The sequence below is a fragment of the Microvirga roseola genome (genome assembly GCF_020866965.1).
GTDB classification, from domain to species: domain Bacteria; phylum Pseudomonadota; class Alphaproteobacteria; order Rhizobiales; family Beijerinckiaceae; genus Microvirga; species Microvirga roseola.
The window spans coordinates 1-19,807 of record NZ_JAJATX010000065.1 but is presented as its reverse complement, the minus strand read 5'-3'; the positions used below and the strand labels follow the sequence as shown (position 1 = coordinate 19,807).

Annotated in this window: 11 protein-coding genes and 7 pseudogenes; 6 read left to right on the top strand and 12 right to left on the bottom strand. The window is 60.8% G+C overall.

Annotated elements, in window-relative coordinates; all coding sequences use genetic code 11:
- Positions 1 to 89: 89 nt before the first annotated feature.
- Positions 90 to 809, bottom strand: a complete 720-nt coding sequence (locus LG661_RS21510; protein WP_230534065.1) for a helix-turn-helix transcriptional regulator — start codon at positions 807 to 809, stop codon at positions 90 to 92.
- Positions 810 to 893: 84 nt separating this feature from the next.
- On the opposite strand from LG661_RS21510, the gene LG661_RS21505 reads away from it, so the two are divergent.
- Complete coding sequence (locus LG661_RS21505; protein ID WP_230534064.1) at positions 894 to 1,325, top strand: RidA family protein; 432 nt, start codon at positions 894 to 896, stop codon at positions 1,323 to 1,325.
- A 137-nt stretch (positions 1,326 to 1,462) separates the two neighbouring features.
- Here LG661_RS21505 and LG661_RS25525 read toward each other — a convergent pair.
- Both LG661_RS25525 and LG661_RS25520 read right to left on the bottom strand, forming a co-directional pair.
- Positions 1,463 to 1,654: pseudogene (locus LG661_RS25525) on the bottom strand (Tn3 family transposase); the annotation flags it as partial.
- Between the two features lie 32 nt (positions 1,655 to 1,686).
- Positions 1,687 to 4,614 (bottom strand): annotated as a pseudogene (locus tag LG661_RS25520) (Tn3 family transposase).
- A 361-nt stretch (positions 4,615 to 4,975) separates the two neighbouring features.
- Here LG661_RS25520 and LG661_RS21485 point away from each other — a divergent pair.
- A complete protein-coding gene (locus LG661_RS21485; protein ID WP_268995504.1) occupies positions 4,976 to 6,082 on the top strand; it encodes a 3'-5' exonuclease in 1,107 nt (368 codons plus the stop codon).
- Here LG661_RS21485 and LG661_RS21480 read toward each other — a convergent pair.
- The 3 genes and pseudogenes from LG661_RS21480 to LG661_RS21470 form a co-directional block, all read right to left on the bottom strand.
- A complete protein-coding gene (locus LG661_RS21480) occupies positions 6,079 to 6,456 on the bottom strand; it encodes a hypothetical protein (protein WP_230534060.1) in 378 nt (125 codons plus the stop codon). The two genes, LG661_RS21485 and LG661_RS21480, sit on opposite strands and share 4 nt — an antisense overlap.
- A gap of 284 nt (positions 6,457 to 6,740) precedes the next feature.
- Positions 6,741 to 11,327 (bottom strand): autotransporter domain-containing protein, encoded by a 4,587-nt coding sequence (locus tag LG661_RS21475; RefSeq protein ID WP_230534059.1) that lies wholly within the window; start codon positions 11,325 to 11,327, stop codon positions 6,741 to 6,743.
- A 563-nt stretch (positions 11,328 to 11,890) separates the two neighbouring features.
- Positions 11,891 to 12,463: pseudogene (locus LG661_RS21470) on the bottom strand (IS110 family RNA-guided transposase); the annotation flags it as partial.
- A gap of 197 nt (positions 12,464 to 12,660) precedes the next feature.
- Here LG661_RS21470 and LG661_RS21465 point away from each other — a divergent pair.
- Positions 12,661 to 13,679: pseudogene (locus LG661_RS21465) on the top strand (IS110 family RNA-guided transposase); the annotation flags it as partial.
- Between the two features lie 405 nt (positions 13,680 to 14,084).
- Here LG661_RS21465 and LG661_RS21460 read toward each other — a convergent pair.
- On the bottom strand, positions 14,085 to 14,693 hold the full coding sequence (locus LG661_RS21460; protein WP_230534058.1) for a TetR/AcrR family transcriptional regulator: 609 nt from the start codon (positions 14,691 to 14,693) through the stop codon (positions 14,085 to 14,087).
- Positions 14,694 to 14,769: 76 nt separating this feature from the next.
- Between LG661_RS21460 and LG661_RS21455 the strand changes: the two genes are divergently transcribed.
- A complete protein-coding gene (locus LG661_RS21455) occupies positions 14,770 to 15,504 on the top strand; it encodes an SDR family oxidoreductase (RefSeq protein WP_230534057.1) in 735 nt (244 codons plus the stop codon).
- A gap of 47 nt (positions 15,505 to 15,551) precedes the next feature.
- Positions 15,552 to 15,686: pseudogene (locus LG661_RS21450) on the top strand (IS6 family transposase); the annotation flags it as partial.
- Positions 15,687 to 16,558: 872 nt separating this feature from the next.
- On the opposite strand, the gene LG661_RS21445 reads toward LG661_RS21450, so the two are convergent.
- Positions 16,559 to 16,864 carry a hypothetical protein gene (locus LG661_RS21445; RefSeq protein ID WP_230534056.1) on the bottom strand — a complete coding sequence of 102 codons (306 nt, stop codon included), beginning with the start codon at positions 16,862 to 16,864 and terminating at the stop codon, positions 16,559 to 16,561.
- Positions 16,865 to 17,011: 147 nt separating this feature from the next.
- On the opposite strand from LG661_RS21445, the pseudogene LG661_RS21440 reads away from it, so the two are divergent.
- Positions 17,012 to 18,243, top strand: a pseudogene (locus LG661_RS21440) (IS3 family transposase).
- Here LG661_RS21440 and LG661_RS21435 read toward each other — a convergent pair.
- The 4 genes and pseudogenes from LG661_RS21435 to LG661_RS21420 form a co-directional block, all read right to left on the bottom strand.
- Positions 18,240 to 18,518, bottom strand: a complete 279-nt coding sequence (locus LG661_RS21435; RefSeq protein ID WP_230534055.1) for a hypothetical protein — start codon at positions 18,516 to 18,518, stop codon at positions 18,240 to 18,242. The pseudogene LG661_RS21440 and the gene LG661_RS21435 sit on opposite strands and share 4 nt — an antisense overlap.
- A 37-nt stretch (positions 18,519 to 18,555) precedes the next feature.
- A complete protein-coding gene (locus LG661_RS21430) occupies positions 18,556 to 18,780 on the bottom strand; it encodes a hypothetical protein (RefSeq protein WP_230534054.1) in 225 nt (74 codons plus the stop codon).
- A gap of 33 nt (positions 18,781 to 18,813) precedes the next feature.
- Positions 18,814 to 19,170 (bottom strand): single-stranded DNA-binding protein, encoded by a 357-nt coding sequence (locus LG661_RS21425; RefSeq protein WP_268995503.1) that lies wholly within the window; start codon positions 19,168 to 19,170, stop codon positions 18,814 to 18,816.
- Positions 19,164 to 19,289, bottom strand: a pseudogene (locus tag LG661_RS21420) (transposase); the annotation flags it as partial. The pseudogene LG661_RS21420 and the gene LG661_RS21425, both read right to left, overlap by 7 nt.
- Positions 19,290 to 19,807 lie beyond the last annotated feature (518 nt).

The window sequence follows — 19,807 nt, the reverse complement described above, 5'->3', positions numbered from 1 at the left end:
AACCGCCTAACAGACGCCGCATGCTTCCCCGCCTGAAATGGCCAAACTCCAGCTGAGAACACGTCCCGGCCTTGGCTCATCTCTGGTACTCAGCGTGGCATCTCGTTGAAAGGGCAAACATCGTCTTCGAAGGGTACGTGCCTTCGACGAAACTGTGTGCCCTCCACGATCTCCGGTTTGCTGATCCTGTCCATGCGGAAGTAGCGGAAATCCTCGCGGGCGGCATCCCAAGCCACGAGATACCAAAGTGGCGGCAGGATCAGCATGGCCTGTGGTTCGACTTCGCGGATGGTTTCTACTCCTTTGACGTCACGGTAGTGGAACCGCAGATGTAGCCGCTGGAGAAATGCCGTCTCGAAGGCGGGCAGCAGCGCGGGATCGATCAAACCCAAGTCCGAAATATTCTGCTTGGGCGACAACTGTCCGACATACAGACAGTCGAGGAGTCGGCGCAGGTCTCGCACCTTTTCTGCCGACAATGCCTTTTCGATCTTGGCAAGCCCCGCATCGGCGAAGTCGGAGAAGGGAAGGGATCGGGCCGCGCGCATTGCTGCAACGCTGATGATGAGCGCGAACACCTCAGTCACGGAGAGCCGAGTAGTGGTCTGCACCGATTCCGGGTCAAGCTGAAGCCCGCCGCCCCGGCCCGATTCTGAATGGATGACGAAACCTTGGTCACGCAACGCTCCGATGTCGCGCAGCACCGTTCGCCTGGAAGCGCCAATTTCCTCCGCTAAATCGTTGACTGTTGCGGTTCCGTTGCGCCGGAGGATGCGCACTATGGCGTCATGTCTGAGGCGGATATTCATTTGCGAACCCTAGCACATTTGGTGCCAAATTATGGCACCGATTTACTCTATGCGGGTCATGGCAACTCAGCAAGGAGACTGAACATGACATCCCAGAGCCAAACACCCGCCGCTAGTGTAACGCCGGTGATCGTCAACCCTTCCCGCCTGCATGACCCGACGCCGAATGGCTACAGCACAGCGGTCATCACCCCTGCTTCCGGTCGGTTGGCTTTTATCTCAGGGCAAGGCGGACAGGACCAGACCGGCGCGCTCTCGTCCGATTTCGGCGAACAGGTGAAGCAAGCTTATGCGAACCTCGCTGCAGTGATCGACGCGCTCGGCGCTCGCCCGGACCAGGTTGTGAAACTGACGGTTTTCGTGGTTGACCACGATATGACAAAACTTGGCGTGCTGACCGAGAACGTGACGCGGATGTTCGGCGGCAAGCTGCCTGCGCAGACGCTGGTTTCGGTGCCAAAGCTCGCCATCGACCCCATGCTTTTCGAGGTTGAGGCTGTGGTTCTCTTGGATTAGGCACCCGAGCGAAGCGCCGACACATCGGTGCACGCCCATAGCGGAAGACCCCGGTCTGCGTCGTCGGCGCACCGGGGTGTGACCGTATGCGGGACCGCTTTATCCTGAGCTTGCGACGCGTCTTTGGCGCAGACCGCTCACACGGCGATTTTGTCGTAATCTGTCCGGCTGTCCAGATCGAGATCGAACCGGCCGTAGGGATTGACGTGGGCATAGATCAGCGGCGTGAGGCCGCGATAATCTTCTAGTGTCATGCGGCATTCCCACGGCGGTTCGGCGAGCACCGTTTGCAGCATGCGTGTGTTCACATAAACGAGCGAAGCTTGAAGGGGTCATCGCAGAATCTTCCCGGAATCCTACGCTAAGCCGCTTCGAGGAAAGGTGAGCGTGGATTCCGCAGCGGACGGAAGTGCCCAGCGAGAGGCTCGGTGGGCCAGACATAGTCCCCATTGAAGCTGATGTGCTCCCACCGAGCGGTGCGATATGGGCCAGGAGATCATCCGGCAGGTGCGCGCCACCGGCGCGGAGCTCTTCAACGGCTCGGCTGAGATAAACCGTGTTCCAGAGGATGATGGCGGCGATCGTCAGGTTGAGCCCAGAGGCGCGGTAGCGTTGATTCTCAAAGGTTCGGTCCCGGAGTTCGCCATGGCGATGGAAGAACAGAGCTCGAGCCAAAGCGTTACGAGCCTCGCCCTTGTTGAGACCTGCATTGGTGCGCCGGCGCAGGGCCGGGTCCGAGATCCAGTCCAGCGCAAACAGCGTTCGTTCCAAACGACCGATCTCGCGTAGAGCTTTCGCGAGAGCGTTCTGGCGTGGATAGGCGGCGAGCCGACGCATCAGCGTCGAGGGTGCAACCGTGCCTGCCCGGATTGAGACCCCCATTCGCAGGACTTCGTCCCAGTTCTCCCTGATGCACTGCAGGTTGATTGAACCTCCAATCATCGCGCCGAGGCTGCCGTAATCAGCCCGGTCGCCGGCGACATAGAGGCGGCGATCGGCAAGATCTCGAATCCGTGGAGCAAACCGGAAGCCGAGAAGATGGCACAAGCCAAACACGTGCTCGGTAACGCCGCCGGTATCGGTGTAATGCTCCCGGATTGCGAGCGTGCTCTCGTGATGCAGCAGACCGTCCAGAACATGGAGCACTTCGCTGGCGTTCGCGGCAATCACCTGAGTGTGGAACGGCGCAAACCGATCGGAGATGAACGTGTAGAACTTCGCTCCCGGCTCCGAGCCGTAGCGGGCGTTGTGATCGGCACGGCCTTGCCCATGCCCCACCGGCTCGGAAGAACTGCCCATCCGAGGATGAAGTGGCACCATCACCCCAGACCACAGTGAAGGGCTGAGCATGGATGGCATCGACCAGGGCAGCCAGGCCGGCTTGATACGTCTCGTCCCGGATATGCCACTCCGCCGTCCAGAGCAGATGAGAATGGCTGAAGAGGCCGGAGCTTCGCGCCATCCGCGCCAGTCCCAGATTGGTCGCATCCGCCAGAATGGCCGTCATGAGCGCGACTGGATTCTCCGGAGGCGCCCCGGATCGAAGATGGCTGAACCGGTCCGCAAAATTCGTCCAGCCGTGGACCTCGGCGAGAAGGATCTGTGATCCGCAGGCGGGGAAGCATGCTGTAGAACCGCCGGGCGATATCATCAGCGCCACTATCGTGCTGGCGGATCGGGCTGATCGAGAGCCCGGTCGATGAGATGACCGCCTCGGAGAGTTCGCCGGCCTCGGCCTGCGCTCCGACCTCGCGAAGCCGCCGGTCCAGCGTGGCACAGTGCTCCTCACGCCAAGCCTGGAAGCTGTCAGGGATCGCAAGACCAAGTTCACCACTCTGACGACGGGTGGGGAATGCAGTTTGAGGCAACAGGAAGTCGTCGAACGCCCGGTAGGACCGGCTCCCTTCCACCCAGACATCGCCAGCCCGCAGCCGGTCCCGAAGGGCGACGATGACACCGATCTCCCAGGTCCGGCGGTCGACAGAAGCGCCCTTCCCAACGAGCTTTCGCCAGGCAGGTGTCATGAAGGCGGTCGGGACGCGAGCCGGGAGGCTGCGCTGGCCGGAGGCGTAAAGGGTCCGCAGGAGTTCGACTGTGGTGAGCAGGGGATCTGATGCCTTCCACGAATGGAACGTGAAGGTCCGAAGGACTATTTTGCCAACCCGGTGAATGCCGGGATAGTGGTCAATGACCTCCGCCAGGTTATCCTGCCGGGTGTCTCCTATCGTCTGATCAATCTCATCCACCAACGTCTCAAGCCCGCGCCAGCCGATGGTTTGCTCGACTGCCATAAGCGGATCGGCTCCTCTCGCCCGAGCTTCCAGCATGGCCCTGGCCATATCGATCAGCGCCCGGGCGGCACTGTCGATTGTCTTCGCCCGGCTAACAACCTGTTCCTTGTGCTGGCGATCGGCCTTGCGGAACACGCTGCCAATCACCTTGTCGAACATCGTGATCGCAGCATCGGTCAGCTCGGCTTCCATCTCGCGGGCGAAGACCACCAGAGAGGCAAGCCGCCGCTCACTTTCCAGACGGGACAGATGCTGAGCGCTGAGGATGGCTGTCTCCCGGGCAATCCCCGCGTAGCGGGCCCGGTGAACGCGCCGCTCGCGATCCGGCTCGACGCCCAACGAGCGCACGACCCCTAGTCGCTCCACAATCGAGGCGAGATTCTTCTGAGTTGGCGCCTCTGGCCAATCCCGGAGCCAGGCCAGAGGCGTCCTCCTTTGGTCCTCAGCCACCTCGATCAGATCATTCAGTCTCGCTTACGGACTTGCGCGCGAGCTGTGAGGGCAATCCGCTCGAGTTCTGTGGCAGCAGGTAGGACAACCAGGTTTTCTCGCAGATATGAGACCATGGCGCCAACAATGGCGTCGCCGCGATCGGTCCCGATAGCCTCTTCGCGGGCAATCCGCGTGATCGTTGGCTCGTCATCATGCCGGAAGGGCCGCAAGCCGAGATAGGCGTAGAGTTCGTTGAGGTGCTCCCAGCGAGTTGCTTCACGCTGCCCGTAATCCAGGAAGGCAGATGGGTTGACCTGGAGTTGATGGGCAATGAAGGCCAGCATGTCCTTGGGAGGCATTTCCGACGGACTGAGTACGCGGCCAGGGTAGCGCAGGTAGGCGAGATGGACGGCAAAGCCGAGCCTGTTTGCATCCCGGCGTCTTTGCCGGATCAGCGCCAGATCTTCCATTGAGAACGTGTAGTGGCGAACGATTGAGGCGACATCTGACGGGGGGTCGAACAGAGTGGCGCGGGATTGCGGAGAGAGGATTTCGTGCTTCTTCATGGCGGGCCAGTCGGGTGACAAGGCCTCGCCGTGTTGCACGTTCCTGTTGCCAAACCGCTTCTATCAAGNATGGCGGGCCAGTCGGGTGACAAGGCCTCGCCGTGTTGCACGTTCCTGTTGCCAAACCGCTTCTATCAAGACGAGATCAGGCAAGAGGCTTTCACACGGACATATGTTTCAAAGTTGCAGATGTGTGGGACGAACTCTGCCAATCACCCATCTGCTCAGACTGCTGGATGCCTGCTGTTTCTGAATGTCCCATGCAGTCTGTGACGCTCCCAAACTCTTAGCGTAGGGTTCCGGGAAGATTCTGCGATGACCCCCATGTGACATTGTCGTCCGAGGGTACAGCCTGCCGGCTGTGGAGGCCCGGCAAGTCGCTGCTGCGATTTCACACGTCATCAGCAAGGGTATGGAGCCCCGGCAGATGGCTGTTCTATACCGATCAGGAACCATCGGTATCCATTTCCAGGCAGCGCTTCGCGCTCTCGACATTCCCTTCGAGGTCCGGGGTGCCGGAGATTTCTGGCAGAGTTCTCCAGCCAAACTATTCGTCGGCTCCCTGTACTACTTGCGTGACCCTCAAAGTACAGCGGCCCTCGAGAAAATGGGCACGGGCAAACGGGGTGACATCACCCGCGAGCGCCTGGACCTGATCGATCGCGGCACGAGACGCGACTTCGAAAGCTCATGCGCTCACGTCAAGCGGATTGTGGCTGAGGCTCTGCCCATACGAGCATCAGGCCGGGAGCGGGCGGAATGGGAGAGCATCGTCGACGGAGTCGCCATGCTGGCGGCCTCCTGTTCGTCGGTTGAAGAACTCGAGGCGCGGACTGCCGAGCAGACCCAAGCGACCAAGCGCCCGCACGCGAACAGTGTTGTTCTGTCGACGGTCTATTCCGCGAAAGGTCTTGAGTGGGATACGGTGTTCGTCGTCGGGGTTGAGGATGGTGTCATGCCCCACGGCAATTCAGCCGATATCGAGGAGGAGCGACGGGTCGCCTACGTGGCGATCACCCGGGCCAAGCGCCGTCTTGCCCTCACCTATGCTGCGGAGCGCTTTGGGACAAAGTCGGATCCATCTCCATTTCTGTTCGAGATGCATCATGGAGAGGCCATCTGGACAGGCCCGAACATGGCTGGGGCTGACAGTCGCCTTCCTCTGGCAAGCCTGGGAGAACGGGCTCAACTCGCAACCAAGAGGTCACACCCGACATCCGGCCCAACCCCAACCACTCGCAGGAGTTCGCGCGAGACGGCATCATCTGGCTCAAGGCCGTGGACATCCCGTGAGGATACGCGCCTTCAGGCAGCCTATGCGTCCTCCTCTAGTCTCGAGGAGATGTCTCTGATCCTGAAGCGCTCGCCTGATGAGATTGTCAGCCGTCTCGTCGCCTTGAAGTTCCTGCCCAACCGCAACCCGCATGACGCTTTGTCGGCCGAGTATCGTCGTCGTTCCTTACGCTAGCGACATCGTTGGGCAAACCGACCCGACCTTCGATCAAACCCATCGGAGCTCGTATCAGCGCTGATGCAGCAGAACCACGTTGGACCCAGGCGTTTGGCGTCTTTGGTCGGCTTGACCCTACTGAGGACGGTGGGCGAGACGTTCCACCTCTGCCCGGTATCAGTGATCACTGTCACGGTCTTCTTGTTGTAGCGCGTCAGCATGCCCTCAAGTGGACCCTGGCCGGGCGGCTGGAAGGTGACCCGGTCTCCAATCTTGAACTCCAGCATCTCCACATGAGCGCGCATCTGGTCGAGAAAGCGCAGGCGCTCGACGATGCGGTGGTTGAGATCGATAAGCTCGGCCTCGGTCAGTTGGTCAATATCGATCGTCATAGCAGCGCTCTCGATGCAAGCCGGGCTGGGATGATCGAGCGAATGTCTGGCCAGCGCTTATACGTGTCGAGAGGACCGGTTCGGCCTCTGAAAGTCCCCTGCCCTTCGCGAATGTCCGTTATCCTCGGACGAGCGGACCAACGCGTTTCTTCCGAGAAGTGCCAACTCCAGCCCTTCCCGATCTGACACTGGGCTTCACGACAGGGCTAAAGCCTGTGGGCTGAGCCACACGTCGAGCCCTTGGACCTTCTACTTAGTGCCAAGCAGGACGGCCGGGATGGTCCTCAGCGTGTTTCGAAGCGCCAGGTGAAGTTGCCCTTTACGGCGTGCTCCTGTGCCCGTGCCCCGATCTGGCCCGAGTACGATACGGCGAGCGTCATGTCCCGGTTGATCTGCCAGTCCAGCCCCGTCTCCGCCACGAAAGCGGTACGGTCGATCGGCAGGCCCGCGACGCTGAAGCCCGTGGTGCCGCCTGAGAAGGCCAGCAGCGCGGCGGGCTCGATGTCGCCGAGGGCATGCCGCCACCCGATCATGCCCCGCAGCGTCAGCGGCAGCTCGGCGCTGATCCGCGCCTGCGCCCGAACCCCGAGCGTGGTGGTGCCGAGATTGTAGCTGCGGGCATAACCGGTCAGGGCCGCCGCCCCGCCCTCCTCGGTAAAGCCGTCCAGGCGCAGGCGCATGAGCGACGCGCCCACGAACGGCTCGACCGTCACCCGGCCAAGATCGAATGCGTACCCCACCTCGCCGAAGGCCATCAGGGTCGAGCCGTCGTAGGAAGCGCTCGCCTGCTCGGCAAAGCCCGGGAAGGTGATGGTGCGCTGCGTGTCAAGGTCGTGGTGGGCGTAGAGAGCGCCCAGACGCAGGCTGAGCGCGTCCCATTTGGCCGTGCCGGAGACTGCACCGAATACCGTCTCGTTCGCGCCGGAGGACAGCCGCCCGTCCACGTCGAAGGCGGTGCGCGAGAACCCGCCAGCCATGCCGAGAGTGAAGGTCTCGTCGAGCCGAGACTCGGCTCCAATCGCGAACCCGCCTGTGGAGGTGTCCATGCCGGCCGCGTTGCCGTTGGTGCCGACCTTGCCCCACGAGCCGAAGCCCTCGCCCCAGAGGGTGAAGCGGCGCGGATCGAGGGATGGGATTGTCAGCCCATCGACAAGGGGCGCAACGCCCGGCCGGTCGGCGGCATAGGCGGCCTGGACCGGGCCCGCCACCGGCGCCTGGATGGAGCGCATGCGGTTCAGCAGCATGTCCTGCGTCCGCAGGGTGCCGCTCAATGCCGCTCCGGCGGCGCTGGCATGAACCTCGCCGGAGAGCGCGTCGAAGGCCTGGCGTGCGCCGTCGACGCTCTGGCCGATCACGGCGTCGAACACGCGGTGGCCGCTGCCAAGGGCTTCAACGGCGTCGGCCACACGGTATTGGTTGCCGCTCACTGCCACCGCGTTGAGAGTAAGCGAACCAGTCGGCACGGTCTTGCGCGTGAGCGTCAGGCGCACGTCGCTGTTGCCATAGGTGAGGGTCGGATCGAGATAGGCAAAGTTGGACCTGACACCCGCGAAGGTGCCCACTACGCCGCCCTCGGCAGTTAGAACGGTGTAGCTTGTAGATGGCTTGTAGCTTCCGCTCTCCGCCAGCACCTGGACGGTCCCGCCCGAAAGCGTGGCTGCCCCTGTCGCTTTGACGAGATCGGACTGACCGGCGGCGTTGGTCTCGACCTGATAGACGGAGTCCGCTTCAAATCGCACGTTGCCCGCGACATTCAGAGAGCCGATAGAATTACCCGGCGCCACCATGCCTCCATTTCGGGCCACGATCCCGCCGACCACACCATTACCTCCGAGCGACCCGCCGCTTACCGTCACAGTCGAGCCTGCGAGAGAACCGTTCACGGCCAAACGACCCGCTTCAACAACAGTAGGCCCAGCAAGGGTACTGGTCCCAGTCAGATTGAGAGTACCCGCGCCGCCCTTTACTAAAGTGGCAGTGCCGCTGATCGGGGCGGCGATGGTCGCCGTGATCCCGCTCTCCACACGAACGCCCTCATGAGTTGAAGAATCGCCATCATCGGTGAGCACCAGCGCTCCGGTGCTGCCGGAAGCGAGGCTGTAACCATTGCTCTCAAAACGCAGCGCCGAGAAGGCTTGTGCCCCCTCCACCGTCACTGCGCCGCCGCGACCCTGGAAGATTGCCGTGTCACCGGCCCAGGCGGCGGTCAGGCTGGCGTCCGGGTTGCTCCAGCCCATACTGGTCCATCGGCCTGTGCCGCCGCGCCAGAACTGCTGGCCAGCCGCATCCTTGAGGGTAAGTGTCACCCGACCGCCTGAGGAGTCGAGGGCAAAATTTGCCAGCTTATAGCCAACCGGAGCCGACATCAGGGCCAACGGCGCCTTGGTGAGCGTGCCGCTATGCTCAAGCAGAGTAAAACGAGTGGCGCCGGTTAGATCCGAGGCCTCGTTGATAACGAGCTTGCCGCTTAATGTGAGATTGCCGGGAATATCAAACAGGGGATCGGTATTGCCAGCAGTCAGGGTAGCATCGAGAGTCGCGCCGGACGCGAGGCTCAGACTGCCCATGGTGAGCGTCTGCCCGCTGGTACCGGCCAGGATGCCGCCATTCTGTACGGTCACTCCTCCGGCCAGAGTGCCGGAGCCGGTCAGGGTCGCCCCCGTTTGCACCTGGATGTTTGCGCTCGCCAGTGAGCCGTCCACGGCCAGGGTGCCCACCGCCACTGTTGTGGTCCCGGTGTAGGTGTTGGCACCGGCAAGGGCGAGTGTACCGAACCCCAGCTTTGTCAGGCCGCCACCGCCGTTGAGCACGGTGCTTGTGCCGATGTTGTGACCGTTGCTGTCGATGAAAGCGCCGCCGGCCTCGATGGTTACGTCATCATCGTCGAAACCGGCCAGAAAGGCTACTTGATTGCCGCTGGCCCGCAGAATGCCGCCATTGAAAGCGAGCGTGCCGGAGCCACTGCCCTTGGACACTTGGCCGGTGGTCAGCTTGCCTCGGGCGCGATCGCTACCATCAAGGATGAGACGTCCCGACCCGTTGACATGATACCCCAGCAATGTGGTGGCAGCGCTGACCGATCCTCCATCGGCAACCGTCAAATTTCCGCGGTGGAGATTGCCGATGGTGAGATCGCTGCTGTTGATCCATTCGGAATTCGGCCCGCTGACCGTTACCGTCCCGGATGATCCATCGCCGAGGCCCAGATAGGCCTTCCTGTTGGTGACCTTTGCTCCATTGCGAATGTCGAGCACACCATTGCCTGCCCAGCCGACATAAAGGTAGTTGTCGTGAGACCAGGTTGAGCCGGGATCGCTCACCAGCACCGACCCCTCCGATCCGAAACGGTCAGAGATAAAGCTGTCCTGAGCCCTCACCCTCGCCCCGTTCAGAATGTGAAGGGCAGAGACATCGCCCGCCAGAGCGCCAACTTTCATATCCTCTGTTGGCCGCCCCAGCATTGCGGTCGCTCCTGACACGATCAACTCGCTCGGTGCGGCCGTTGTACCTCCAGCCACAATCGTTGTGCCGACATAGGTATTCGCACCGGTCAGAACGAGAGAGCCGGATCCGCTTTTCGTGAAAGTGCCCGCTCCGGTAATGGAGCCGGAATAGGTCGAAGACGACGACTGGTCGATGCGCAGGTCAGCCGTGCCGAGATCGATTGAGCCCCCGGTACCTGCAAGCGATCCCATGACCAACCCGTAGCCGTTCAGATCGAGCATGCCGCCGTTGATCGTGTATGGCGTGTTCGCGGGCAAAGCGGCTGCCGATCCTGCGCGCAGCGTGCCACCAGTGATGATTGTACCGCCACTGTAGCTGTTATTTCCGGTCAACAGCGTCGTGCCGGCAAGAACGTTGATAGAGCCATTGCCTGCGATCGCGGGGGCAAAGCTGTAGTTGGAATCCGTGTGATTGAAGTTGATGGCGCCCGTACCGGCACCGAACCGGATTTCCGCAGCATTGATTGTTCCGGGTGAGGCCGCTGGTGCATCGGCAGGGGCACCGATATTCAGAGTTCCCGTCGTGTGCTGATCTCTTGCAACGGATATAGAGCCGGCGCCGTTGGCGACCTCTACTGCCCCTCCATCGGTCACCGTCAGCGATCCGGTATTCATCTCGTACCCAACGATGAAGCTTCCGGTTGAGGACAGTTTCGATCCGGTTCCCTGGATTTCAACCGTCGTTCCAGAGGCTCCATCGATCCAGAAGTCTTGACTATTGACCTGACCGCCTGCCTCGACAGTCAGGGATCCGGTCCCGCCGTTACCGCCGACACTGAACAGGATAGTGTTCCATACAGATCCGGAGCCTGTGACCTTCGCGGTACCGTGCGAACCCTTCGAGTAGCCGACGACCGCAATTCTACTATTGGCGACCGCGCGATCAGAGATTTCAAGAGTGCCGCTACCACTCTCTCCGATAATAACGGCGTTACCGTTGTCCCACCTGGATCCTAGGCCTGTGACGATAACAGTGCCTTGAGCATCTTTGTCATTTCCCAGAGTGATCTGTCCATCGCCAGTAACCGATCCACCATTTTCAATTCTGAGCGTTCCGGACCCGTAATCGCCGATCATCAGCGCTACACTCGGACCCTGTATGTTCCATGACGAGTTCGCTCCAGATACGGTTACAAAACCGTGTCCTTCGCTGGACCGACCAAGCACACTGAATTCAGAAGTGGCAACCTGGGCACCGCTGCCAATCATCACGGTTCCCTGACCCACAACTCCAACGTAAAGAGCGGCAGGCGTCCAAGGATTGGGATAACCTTGATCGGGCAATGTTAACGACATGCCCATGTCAATCAATGATTGTGCGGCTGCCGGCTGCACTGCCACCGGCAGCAACAGTGGCAATGCCAGCATGCTGCGGCGGAAGCCTGCGCGTGTGACGCCCTCAGAGCCATAAGATCGGATGAGTCCAAGCCCGAAAGGGTAAAGAGTATAATGAGATGCAGGGAGCATTTCTAAGCGTTATTGTGGAGAGAGGGGGCGCGAGCGCCTCACTTTAGGACAGGATGCCTTCCCACACACGTTACAAGATCAGGCATCACGCGTTTCTTCCTCCATGTGACTCTAGGGCAACTCTTGAAGAAGAAGTAATACTTTGGTGTAAACATTATTACGTTGACTTGCCGCAGGCAAAGTACTCGGAACCGATCCGACCGGCATTTCAGCGATATTGGACGAATCCAACGCTTTGCCTGATGCAGGCGTTGAATGCCCGTAGTGGGGCGACGCGTTGAAGAAGTCTCGTCACCTCGCTTTCAACAGCGACGATCCCCTGCCCTCCACGAAGGTCTGGTGTTCCTAAAGCTGACGTTCCGTCCACTTCCGAGAAGTGCCAGACCCGGACCTTCTTATCGCAAGTTCATACGTCGCCAGCCCGACGGGCGCCCGCCGGTCCATAGAGGGGCACATGCCGGACAGTCCAGTCCCCGGAGTGTCTCGATCAGCATCCGGAGGATTGGCCGGGCGAGTTCTGGGATCGGCTCGACTGGATCCTCAACAGCCTGCACGAGTTGCGGAACGTGAGCCGGCCCTTTGGCCACCACGAGCCCGAATTCGGCCAGATGCCCCCGCAGGGCATTGATGATCTGGGTCCGCTGTTTCACCAGGAGATCACGGGCTCTGAACACAACTGCCGCCGCTTGAGCCTGCTCACTCTTGGGAGCCACGAAGCGCATGGTCGGGCGCTGAGCCGCCTCGCAGATCGCCTCGGCATCGGCCGCATCGTTCTTCTGCCGCTTCACAAAGGGCTTCACGTAAGCCGGTGAGATCAGCCGGACGGTATGACCGAGTTTTGTGATCTCACGTGCCCAGTGATGCGAGCTGCTACAAGCCTCCATGGCCACTGTGCAGGGTGGCTGAGACGAGAAGAACGCGAGGACCTGGTGCCGCCGCAGCTTCTTGCGGAAAAGGACCGCTCCGGATGCATCGGCGCCGTGCACCTGAAACACGCTCTTCGCCAGATCCAAGCCAATCGTGCTAACCTCTCCCACGGACGCCTCCCTCAAGTGGCGTTCAACACCTCCACTCTGGCACACCAAGGCAGTTGGGGGCGTCCACATAGGGTAATCGCGGGAGCGAGTCGCCCCGAACCAGTCACGCTCGTGGAAGCCGGTGGCTGTTCCCCGATAAAATGGAAGAACGGGCTCACGACGGGAAGCCGGGCCCAAGCATCGAATGGAGAACCGCCATGGACGACTATATCGGGCTCGACGTGTCGATGAAAGAGACGGCGGTGTCGACCCGACGGGGTGGCCAGCGCGTCTGGCGCGGCAAATGCCCGTCCGATCCGAAGCTCATTGCTGACCTGATCCGCAAACGCGCCCCGTCTGTAAAGCGGGTGGTATTCGAGACCGGTCCCTTATCGGTGTGGTTCTATCATGCCTGAGTGCTGAAGGGCTGCCAGCGATCTGCATCGATGCCCGCCATGCCAAGGCCGCCCTCGACATGGCGCCCAACAAGACCGACGCGAACGATGCCGACGGTCTGGCTCATCTGGCGCAGGTCGGCTTCTATCGCGAGGTGCGGGTGAAGGGCTTCGACAGCATGCTGACGCGCACGCTGGTAGCGGCCCGCACCCGGCTGGTCCGCATCTGCACCGAGCTCTCCAACCAGATCCGCGGCCTCATGAAGACGTTCGGCCTGATTGTGCCTGGCGGGAAAGGCGCCACATTTGCCTCCAACGTACGCATGCTCCTCGAGGGTGATGAGGCCCTCTCGCAGGTCATCCTGCCGATCCTGAGCGCGTGGCAGAGCCTGCGCAGCCAGGCCGCCGATCTCAGCCGGCAGCTGATTGCGGCAGCCCGTCAGAGCCAGTCCACTCAGCTGCTGATGTCCATTCCCGGGGTTGGCGCGGTGACGGCGACCTCGTTTGTGGCCGCTATCGAAGATCCGGAGAATTTTAGGAAGTCCCGCTCCGTAGGCGCTTGGCTGGGGCTCACGACGCGCCGCTATCAATCAGGCGAGGTAGACTACGACGGCCACATCTCGCGGCGCGGTGATGCCCATGTGCGGGGCCTGCTGTACGAGGCCGCGACCGTGATGCTCACGCGCACCAATGCAGAATGCGGCCTGCGCACCTGGGGGCTCCGGCTCAAGGACAAGCTTGGCTTTAAGCGGGCGGCCGTGGCGGTGGCAAGGAAACTCGCAGTCATCATGCACGCGATGTTGGTCTCCGGTCAGCACTTCGATCGCTTGGCCGGACTGGCAGCCGCCAATGGATCACCCGATACTCTCCTGCTGGACCTGATCCCGCCGGCTACCGTTCGCATCCAACCTGGATGCCCTGAGACGTCCCTGCCGGGACGTGGGCAGGATGATTCCGCCTGATGGGGTGCACCCGCGCCTTGATGAGCGGAGTGCGTCGTCTACATTGGAACATCCAGCCTGCGAAAGCCCATCATGCGGCGGCTGATGCCGACCGCGAAGACGACCCTGCTCCGGCATACGTGTACACGGCGCGCCAAAGGACCGGCCGCGACCGGGACTGTCCGCAAGGCTCTCTCGGCTCAAATCATGGGCCCGAGCGGGTGAGCTGTTGAGAAAAGGCTTGCAAAGTGCCCCGCGATTAGACGACCCCATCACATCTTGCGCTGCCCCCATTAACGGTACCGGTCAGCCTTCCATGCTGGCGAGCGCCGCAAGGCCGCTTCGCACGGACGCAGCGGCAGCCCTAACCATTTGCGAGATCAGCTCTGGAGAGTTGATCAGTGAGGGCATTTGGTTCTCAATAATCAGTGTAGCCAAACCATGCATGATCGACCAGGAAAGAGCAGCCCCGGAGTGGGCGTTGGCCTCGCTTGTATATCTGGTCGCCTGCGCAGCTAGCAGCTCTAACAGCCCTCGCGATGCCACGCACAAGTCGGGGTGCAGAGAACGATCGACCATCAAGCCGTTGAACATAGTTCTCACGAGCCATGGGTTGCCGCGAGCGAAATCAATGTAGGCCGCTATAAGAGCATCGTAATCATCTCTGTCTCTGTTCTTGCTCAGGGCCTGGTTTAGCGCCTCAGTGAGCGTGATGAACGCTCTTTCGAGAATGGCTGCAATGAGTGCTTCCTTGTTCCTGAAATGCCGGTAGATCGCAGTCTGGCTGACACCGATCTGGCCCGCCACGCTTCGCAGGTCAACCACTTGCGCTCCACCCTGACGGAGCAGAAGCGATCCCGCCTCGAGTAGTTCCTCCCTCAGGTTGCCGTGGTGATATTTTTGCTTGGTTGGCACCAAAGAACTCCTTGGCGAGCGAATGTTATCATCGTAAACATTCGCGGATGTTTGCAATGTTAACATGGACGCAGAGATGAACAAAAGAAAGGTTGCACTGGTGACTGGCGCAAACCGCGGTATTGGTTTGGAAATCGCGCGTCAGCTGGCAGAACACGAGTTCCATGTCCTACTCGGGGCACGGTCGTTGGAAGCTGCGCAAGATGCCACTGAAGCTCTCCGAGCAAATGCCTTGCAAGCTTCGAGCCTACATGTCGACTTGAATGATAAGGCCACACTTATCAGCACCGCGGATGAGGTCGAAAGGCTTTTTGGACACCTGGACTGCCTCGTGAACAACGCCAGCATTTGTCTTGACGCCGGCAGGGTTTCGAAAGGCTCGATGCTCGAGATATTCCGGGATACCTACGAAACCAATGTCTTCGGTCTGTTCACGTTGACAGAGATCATGTTGCCTAATCTGAAGAAGAGCTGCGCAGCGAACGTAGTCAACATGTCAAGCGCCGTAGGGTCGCTTGCCATTTGGGGAAACAAGGAGTTGTTACGCGCCCATAATCTCAGGCCAACGTTCGCCTACTGCTCATCAAAGACTGCAGTAAATGCGCTGACTGTGCTCATGGCGGAAGCATATGCAGAATTTGGAATCAAAGTGAATGCGGCTTGCCCTGGTCTGGTTTCCACACGGATGAACGGGTACTCTGGGGCCAGAACACCGGAAGAGGGTGCGCGTATTGCGGTTAAACTAGCAACATTACCAGCAGACGGGCCGACTGGAGGATTCTACAATGACGAAGGTCGGCTCCCTTGGTAGCTTTCTAGTTGCAGGAGGGCATCGTCAAGTTAACTAGGGGTACCTGGATCAATGAAGCCCGTCATCCTCGGTATGCCCGCCACCGTTTCTCAGCTGAGGTGATCAGTCACGTCTTGTAGCTGTACTTTCGGTTTCAGTTGAGCCTACGCTTGGTCGAGGAGATGCTGGCCGCCCGCGGCATCCTATGAGTTCTGATCGGGTTATTCCGGCGAGAGCCTGAGCCGGTGTTCGTCGGTCCAGACTAGGCCGTGTGGACGGATTGGGCCGAGCAACGGGTGAGTGGATTCCCAAATCAGGCTGTCGGTGATTCATGGCAGGTCGGCTTCAGGAGGCTCGACCATGCTGACGGGAATGACCGAGGACGATTGGGCAACGGTGCTGCAAGGAACTGCCCTCTGAATATGTCGAGGGCGGCGTCGGATCCAGTGGTCGTTGTCTCGACGATGGAGTCAGGCATCGACTGCTTCTCCTTACCTGCGGCGTAATCGACGCCATTCTGTTCCTCAGCGAATGTGAATGTGTCGGACATGAGCCGGCGCAATAACGAAGTTGTAATCCGGCCCTTAATAGAAACCGCCGACGACCATTCCTACCTTGGAAGCGGCTGGGCTGGGGCTATTCCGCCGCATCGTCGGCATACGTGGAGATCACGCATGACACTGGAACAGGGGCCAAGAGGTAGTCAGAGGGTGATGATTTCTCCCCTGGACCTCCAACAAATCAAGGATGCGGTGAGCGAGTTGCGGAATTCGCATCCCGGGAGCGTTCTAGCAGACCTGGTGGAGGAGAAGATCCACACTCTGGAAAGTGCCTCCCACCATTTAGTGAGCGGCCTTTTCGAGGACTTTCGCATTAGCCGCCCGCTGAATTCTTAGTGGGCTTCAAGGGCTCAAGGCACCGACCGGAGGAGGCCCCATCCCCGCGGCAGTCCGGACACGGGTCATCCTTCTTCGCGATGCCCGTGCGGTTGCACTCGTAACAGCGGGCACCGCTGAGCCAATCACGTTCTCCGGTGCCTTCACAATGTGGGCAGTGGTCCAATGTGCCCTGCCGATCAGTGGAGAGGTCCGAGGTGCTCGGTGATTTTCCCGATGCGTCCCGAAATCGAGAGGCAGGCGTTCAACTCGGCGATCACCGGCGGCGTGAGGGACGCGACCGGAATCTCGACGAACCTCATCTGGTTGGCGCGTTCGTACCAGCCGGCTGCCCGGAAGGCATCACGGTGCTTGACGAATTGCTCTTCAACCAGATCGGCCGGGCCGTGCTTGTGGAGCGTTCCGCCACGAGAATCGTCTGTGTCGTAGAACAGGCCGAGTTTCCCGTCCGGGGGAATGGAGTAAACGGTATCCGGTCCCCTCATCAGATAGAGGTTACCGTCAGTCCCCATCCCATATTGGGGGGTGTGCCAAACCTGTTGCAGAGTATCGACGGCGGTCCCTGTTGCAGCCCCCGAATTGAGCAGACAAGGCTTCCCACTTAGCTAAGTGGTAGGCTTACTGTTATGACTATGACTAACACCAACCCTCCGATCGACATCCTGAGCGGCCCGGAACGGCGCCGCCGCTGGACGGCTGCCGAGAAGGTGGCCATCGTCAACGAAACCTACGTGCCGGGCGTCACCGTCAGCTTGGTCGCCCGCCGGCACGGCATTGCCCCGAACCAGCTCTTCCACTGGCGCAAGCTGGCCGCCCAGGGCGCTCTGACGGCTGCTGGGTGTGGCGAGGAGGTCGTGCCAGCCTCCGACTACCGTGCCCTCCAGAACCAGGTGCGCGAGCTGCAGCGGCTTTTGGAAGAAGACGCTCGAGGCCGAGGTACTCAAGGAAGCCTTGGAGGTGGTGGACTCAAAAAAACGGCTGCTGCGGTCCGTCTCACTGCCGAAGGACGGTTCCCGATGAGTGTCGTCGCTGAGACTCTCGGGGTGGTGCGCTCGAACCTCATCAAGCAGACGCAGTCGCAAACCTCCCACTCGCGCGGCCGGCCGCCCTTGCCGGATGCCGCCCTGGTCGCGGAGATCAAGGCCGTGATCGCCACCATGCCACCTATGGCTATCGGCGGGTGCATGCCTCTCTGGCGCGCCGAGCGCATGAGCAGGGTCGGCCTCCGCCCAATCACAAGCGGGTCTATCGGGTCATGAAGGTGCATGGCCTGCTGCTCCAGCGCCATGCGGGCGGCGCTGAGACACGCCGGCACGACGGACGCATTGCGGTCGCGCAGTCCAATCTCCGCTGGTGCTCGGACGGATTTGAGCTCGGTTGTGACAATGGCGAGAAGGTGCGGGTGGCGTTTGCCCTCGACTGCTGTGACCGCGAGGCGCTGGGCTATGTCGCCACGACAGAGGGGATCAAGGGCGAGGATGTCTGCGATGTCATGCTCAGCGCAGTCGAGCATCGCTTCGGGCCCGTGAACCGGCTGCCTCACACGATCGAGTGGTTGACCGACAACGGGAGCTGCTATGTGGCGGGGCCAACCCGGTCGTTTGCCCGGGAGCTTGGGCTGGAGCCGCGCACCACGCCACTGGAGAGCCCACAATCAGATGGCATGGCAGAGGCCTTCGTGCGCACGATCAAGCGCGATTACGCCCGCGTCAGTTCCTGCCCGGATGCCCGATCCGTAATGGCCGCGCTGCCGGGCTGGTTTGCTCATTACAACCAGCTTCACCCGCATCGGGATCTCGGCTATCGGTCACCCCGCGAGTTCATCGCGGCCCGTCAAACCCAGGAAGCGCTGTCCGCTCTTTAAGGGGCAACAACAGTCCCGATCTCGAAGTATTCGTCGCCGAGCTTTTGCTTGACCAGGTTTTCGGGCCCGAGATGTCCGGTGTCGTCGAGCAGAGATAGGAAGGCATCTCCGAAGGGCTCGCTCACGAGAATGGTCCTGGTCGGCGGGTCGATATAGAGGCCCATGTAGTCGGTTTCGCTGCGGAGCATGAGCTCCGTGTAGACGGATCCAGCGGTCTCCGCCTCTGGGAAGACGAAGCAGCGGTGGGTGGCAATCAGGTCGGTGGCAGCCGGCATCGGCAGGATCCTTCTCTCGAGGATGGAGTGGGGAGGCTTAGGAGCGGAGGAAAGCCACGTCTTTCTGGTACTTGAGGTAGCGGCCCTGCTCCTCGGTCAGGCCCACGAATTCGGAAGACGAGAAGCTGATCTCGTCTGGATAGTAGTCGAACAGCCGGACCTCGCGGCCATCCTCGAGGGTGGCAAATACCTCTGAAAGTGGGCCGAAGGGGGCCCGAGAGACCAGAGTGATGCGGGCGGACACGATCTTGGCTTCAGCCATGGCGAGAAGTCTCCTACGGATCGGGATGACGGTTTAACCCTGCTTGGGCTCGACGAATTGGATCTGGAATTCACGGGACTCGACCTCCTGGTTCTGCTGGTTGCGCCATTTGCGCGTCGTCCAGTAGCCGCGGACCACGACTGTCGTGCCCTGATCCATCGGGGCGAGCATCGCGTCGATCTCGGAGCGCTCCCGGAAGTATGGGACGAAGTAGGTCCCGCTGAATCGGCGGCCGCGCTCATCGGCACCGTGGAAGGCGACGACCTTGTCCCCCGATGCGGTGAACCGGTGCATGGGGAGCTCACTCAAGGTCACGGTAATCGTGTGTTTCGAGAGTTTCTCACGCTTCTTAGCGTCCTCGGCGATCTGAGCCTGAAGTTCGGCTTCCATCGATAGAAGGTCGGCTCAGAAACACCCATTCTGCGGCAGACCTCCGGCACGGACGTGCCGGCTTCGGCCTGCTGCAGGGCAAAGGCGATCTGCTGGTCTGTGAAGCGGGTCTTCTTCATCGGTCAGCGCTCCGTCGCATCAGGAGTCTAACCGAAAACTCTCACGTTCACTGGTCCAACTTCGTGGGAGGGGACCACATGTTGTGAGTTGCTTTCGACCGCGGCTGGCGTGTGCGAGTACGGCATGGCCGACCCGAAATGTAGTATTAAGCAGCGGACTCATAACTGCACAGCCAGATGCGAGCTGAGACCAGCTTGGTGGCACAAGGAAGCTCTCCGGGTCCTTGTCGTATCTCGTGGCAACGCCGCGGAACTCTTTGAGCTTGTTGAAGAAGCGCTCCACCCGACTACGATAGCGATATAGAAGGGCGCTGAAGACAAACGAGCCCTTGGGGGTGCTCTTGGACGGAATGTTCGCCCACACGTCTTGCTCCTTGGCCTGCTCGCGAAGGGTGTTGCTGTTGCGAGCCTTGTCGGCCAGCAGGGGCGAGCCTGGCTCAAAGTTGGTCAACAGCATCCCGGCAGCGGTGGTGTTGATCCGCCCCCGCCGATTGGTCCGGTTGGAATGTTAGTGGAGT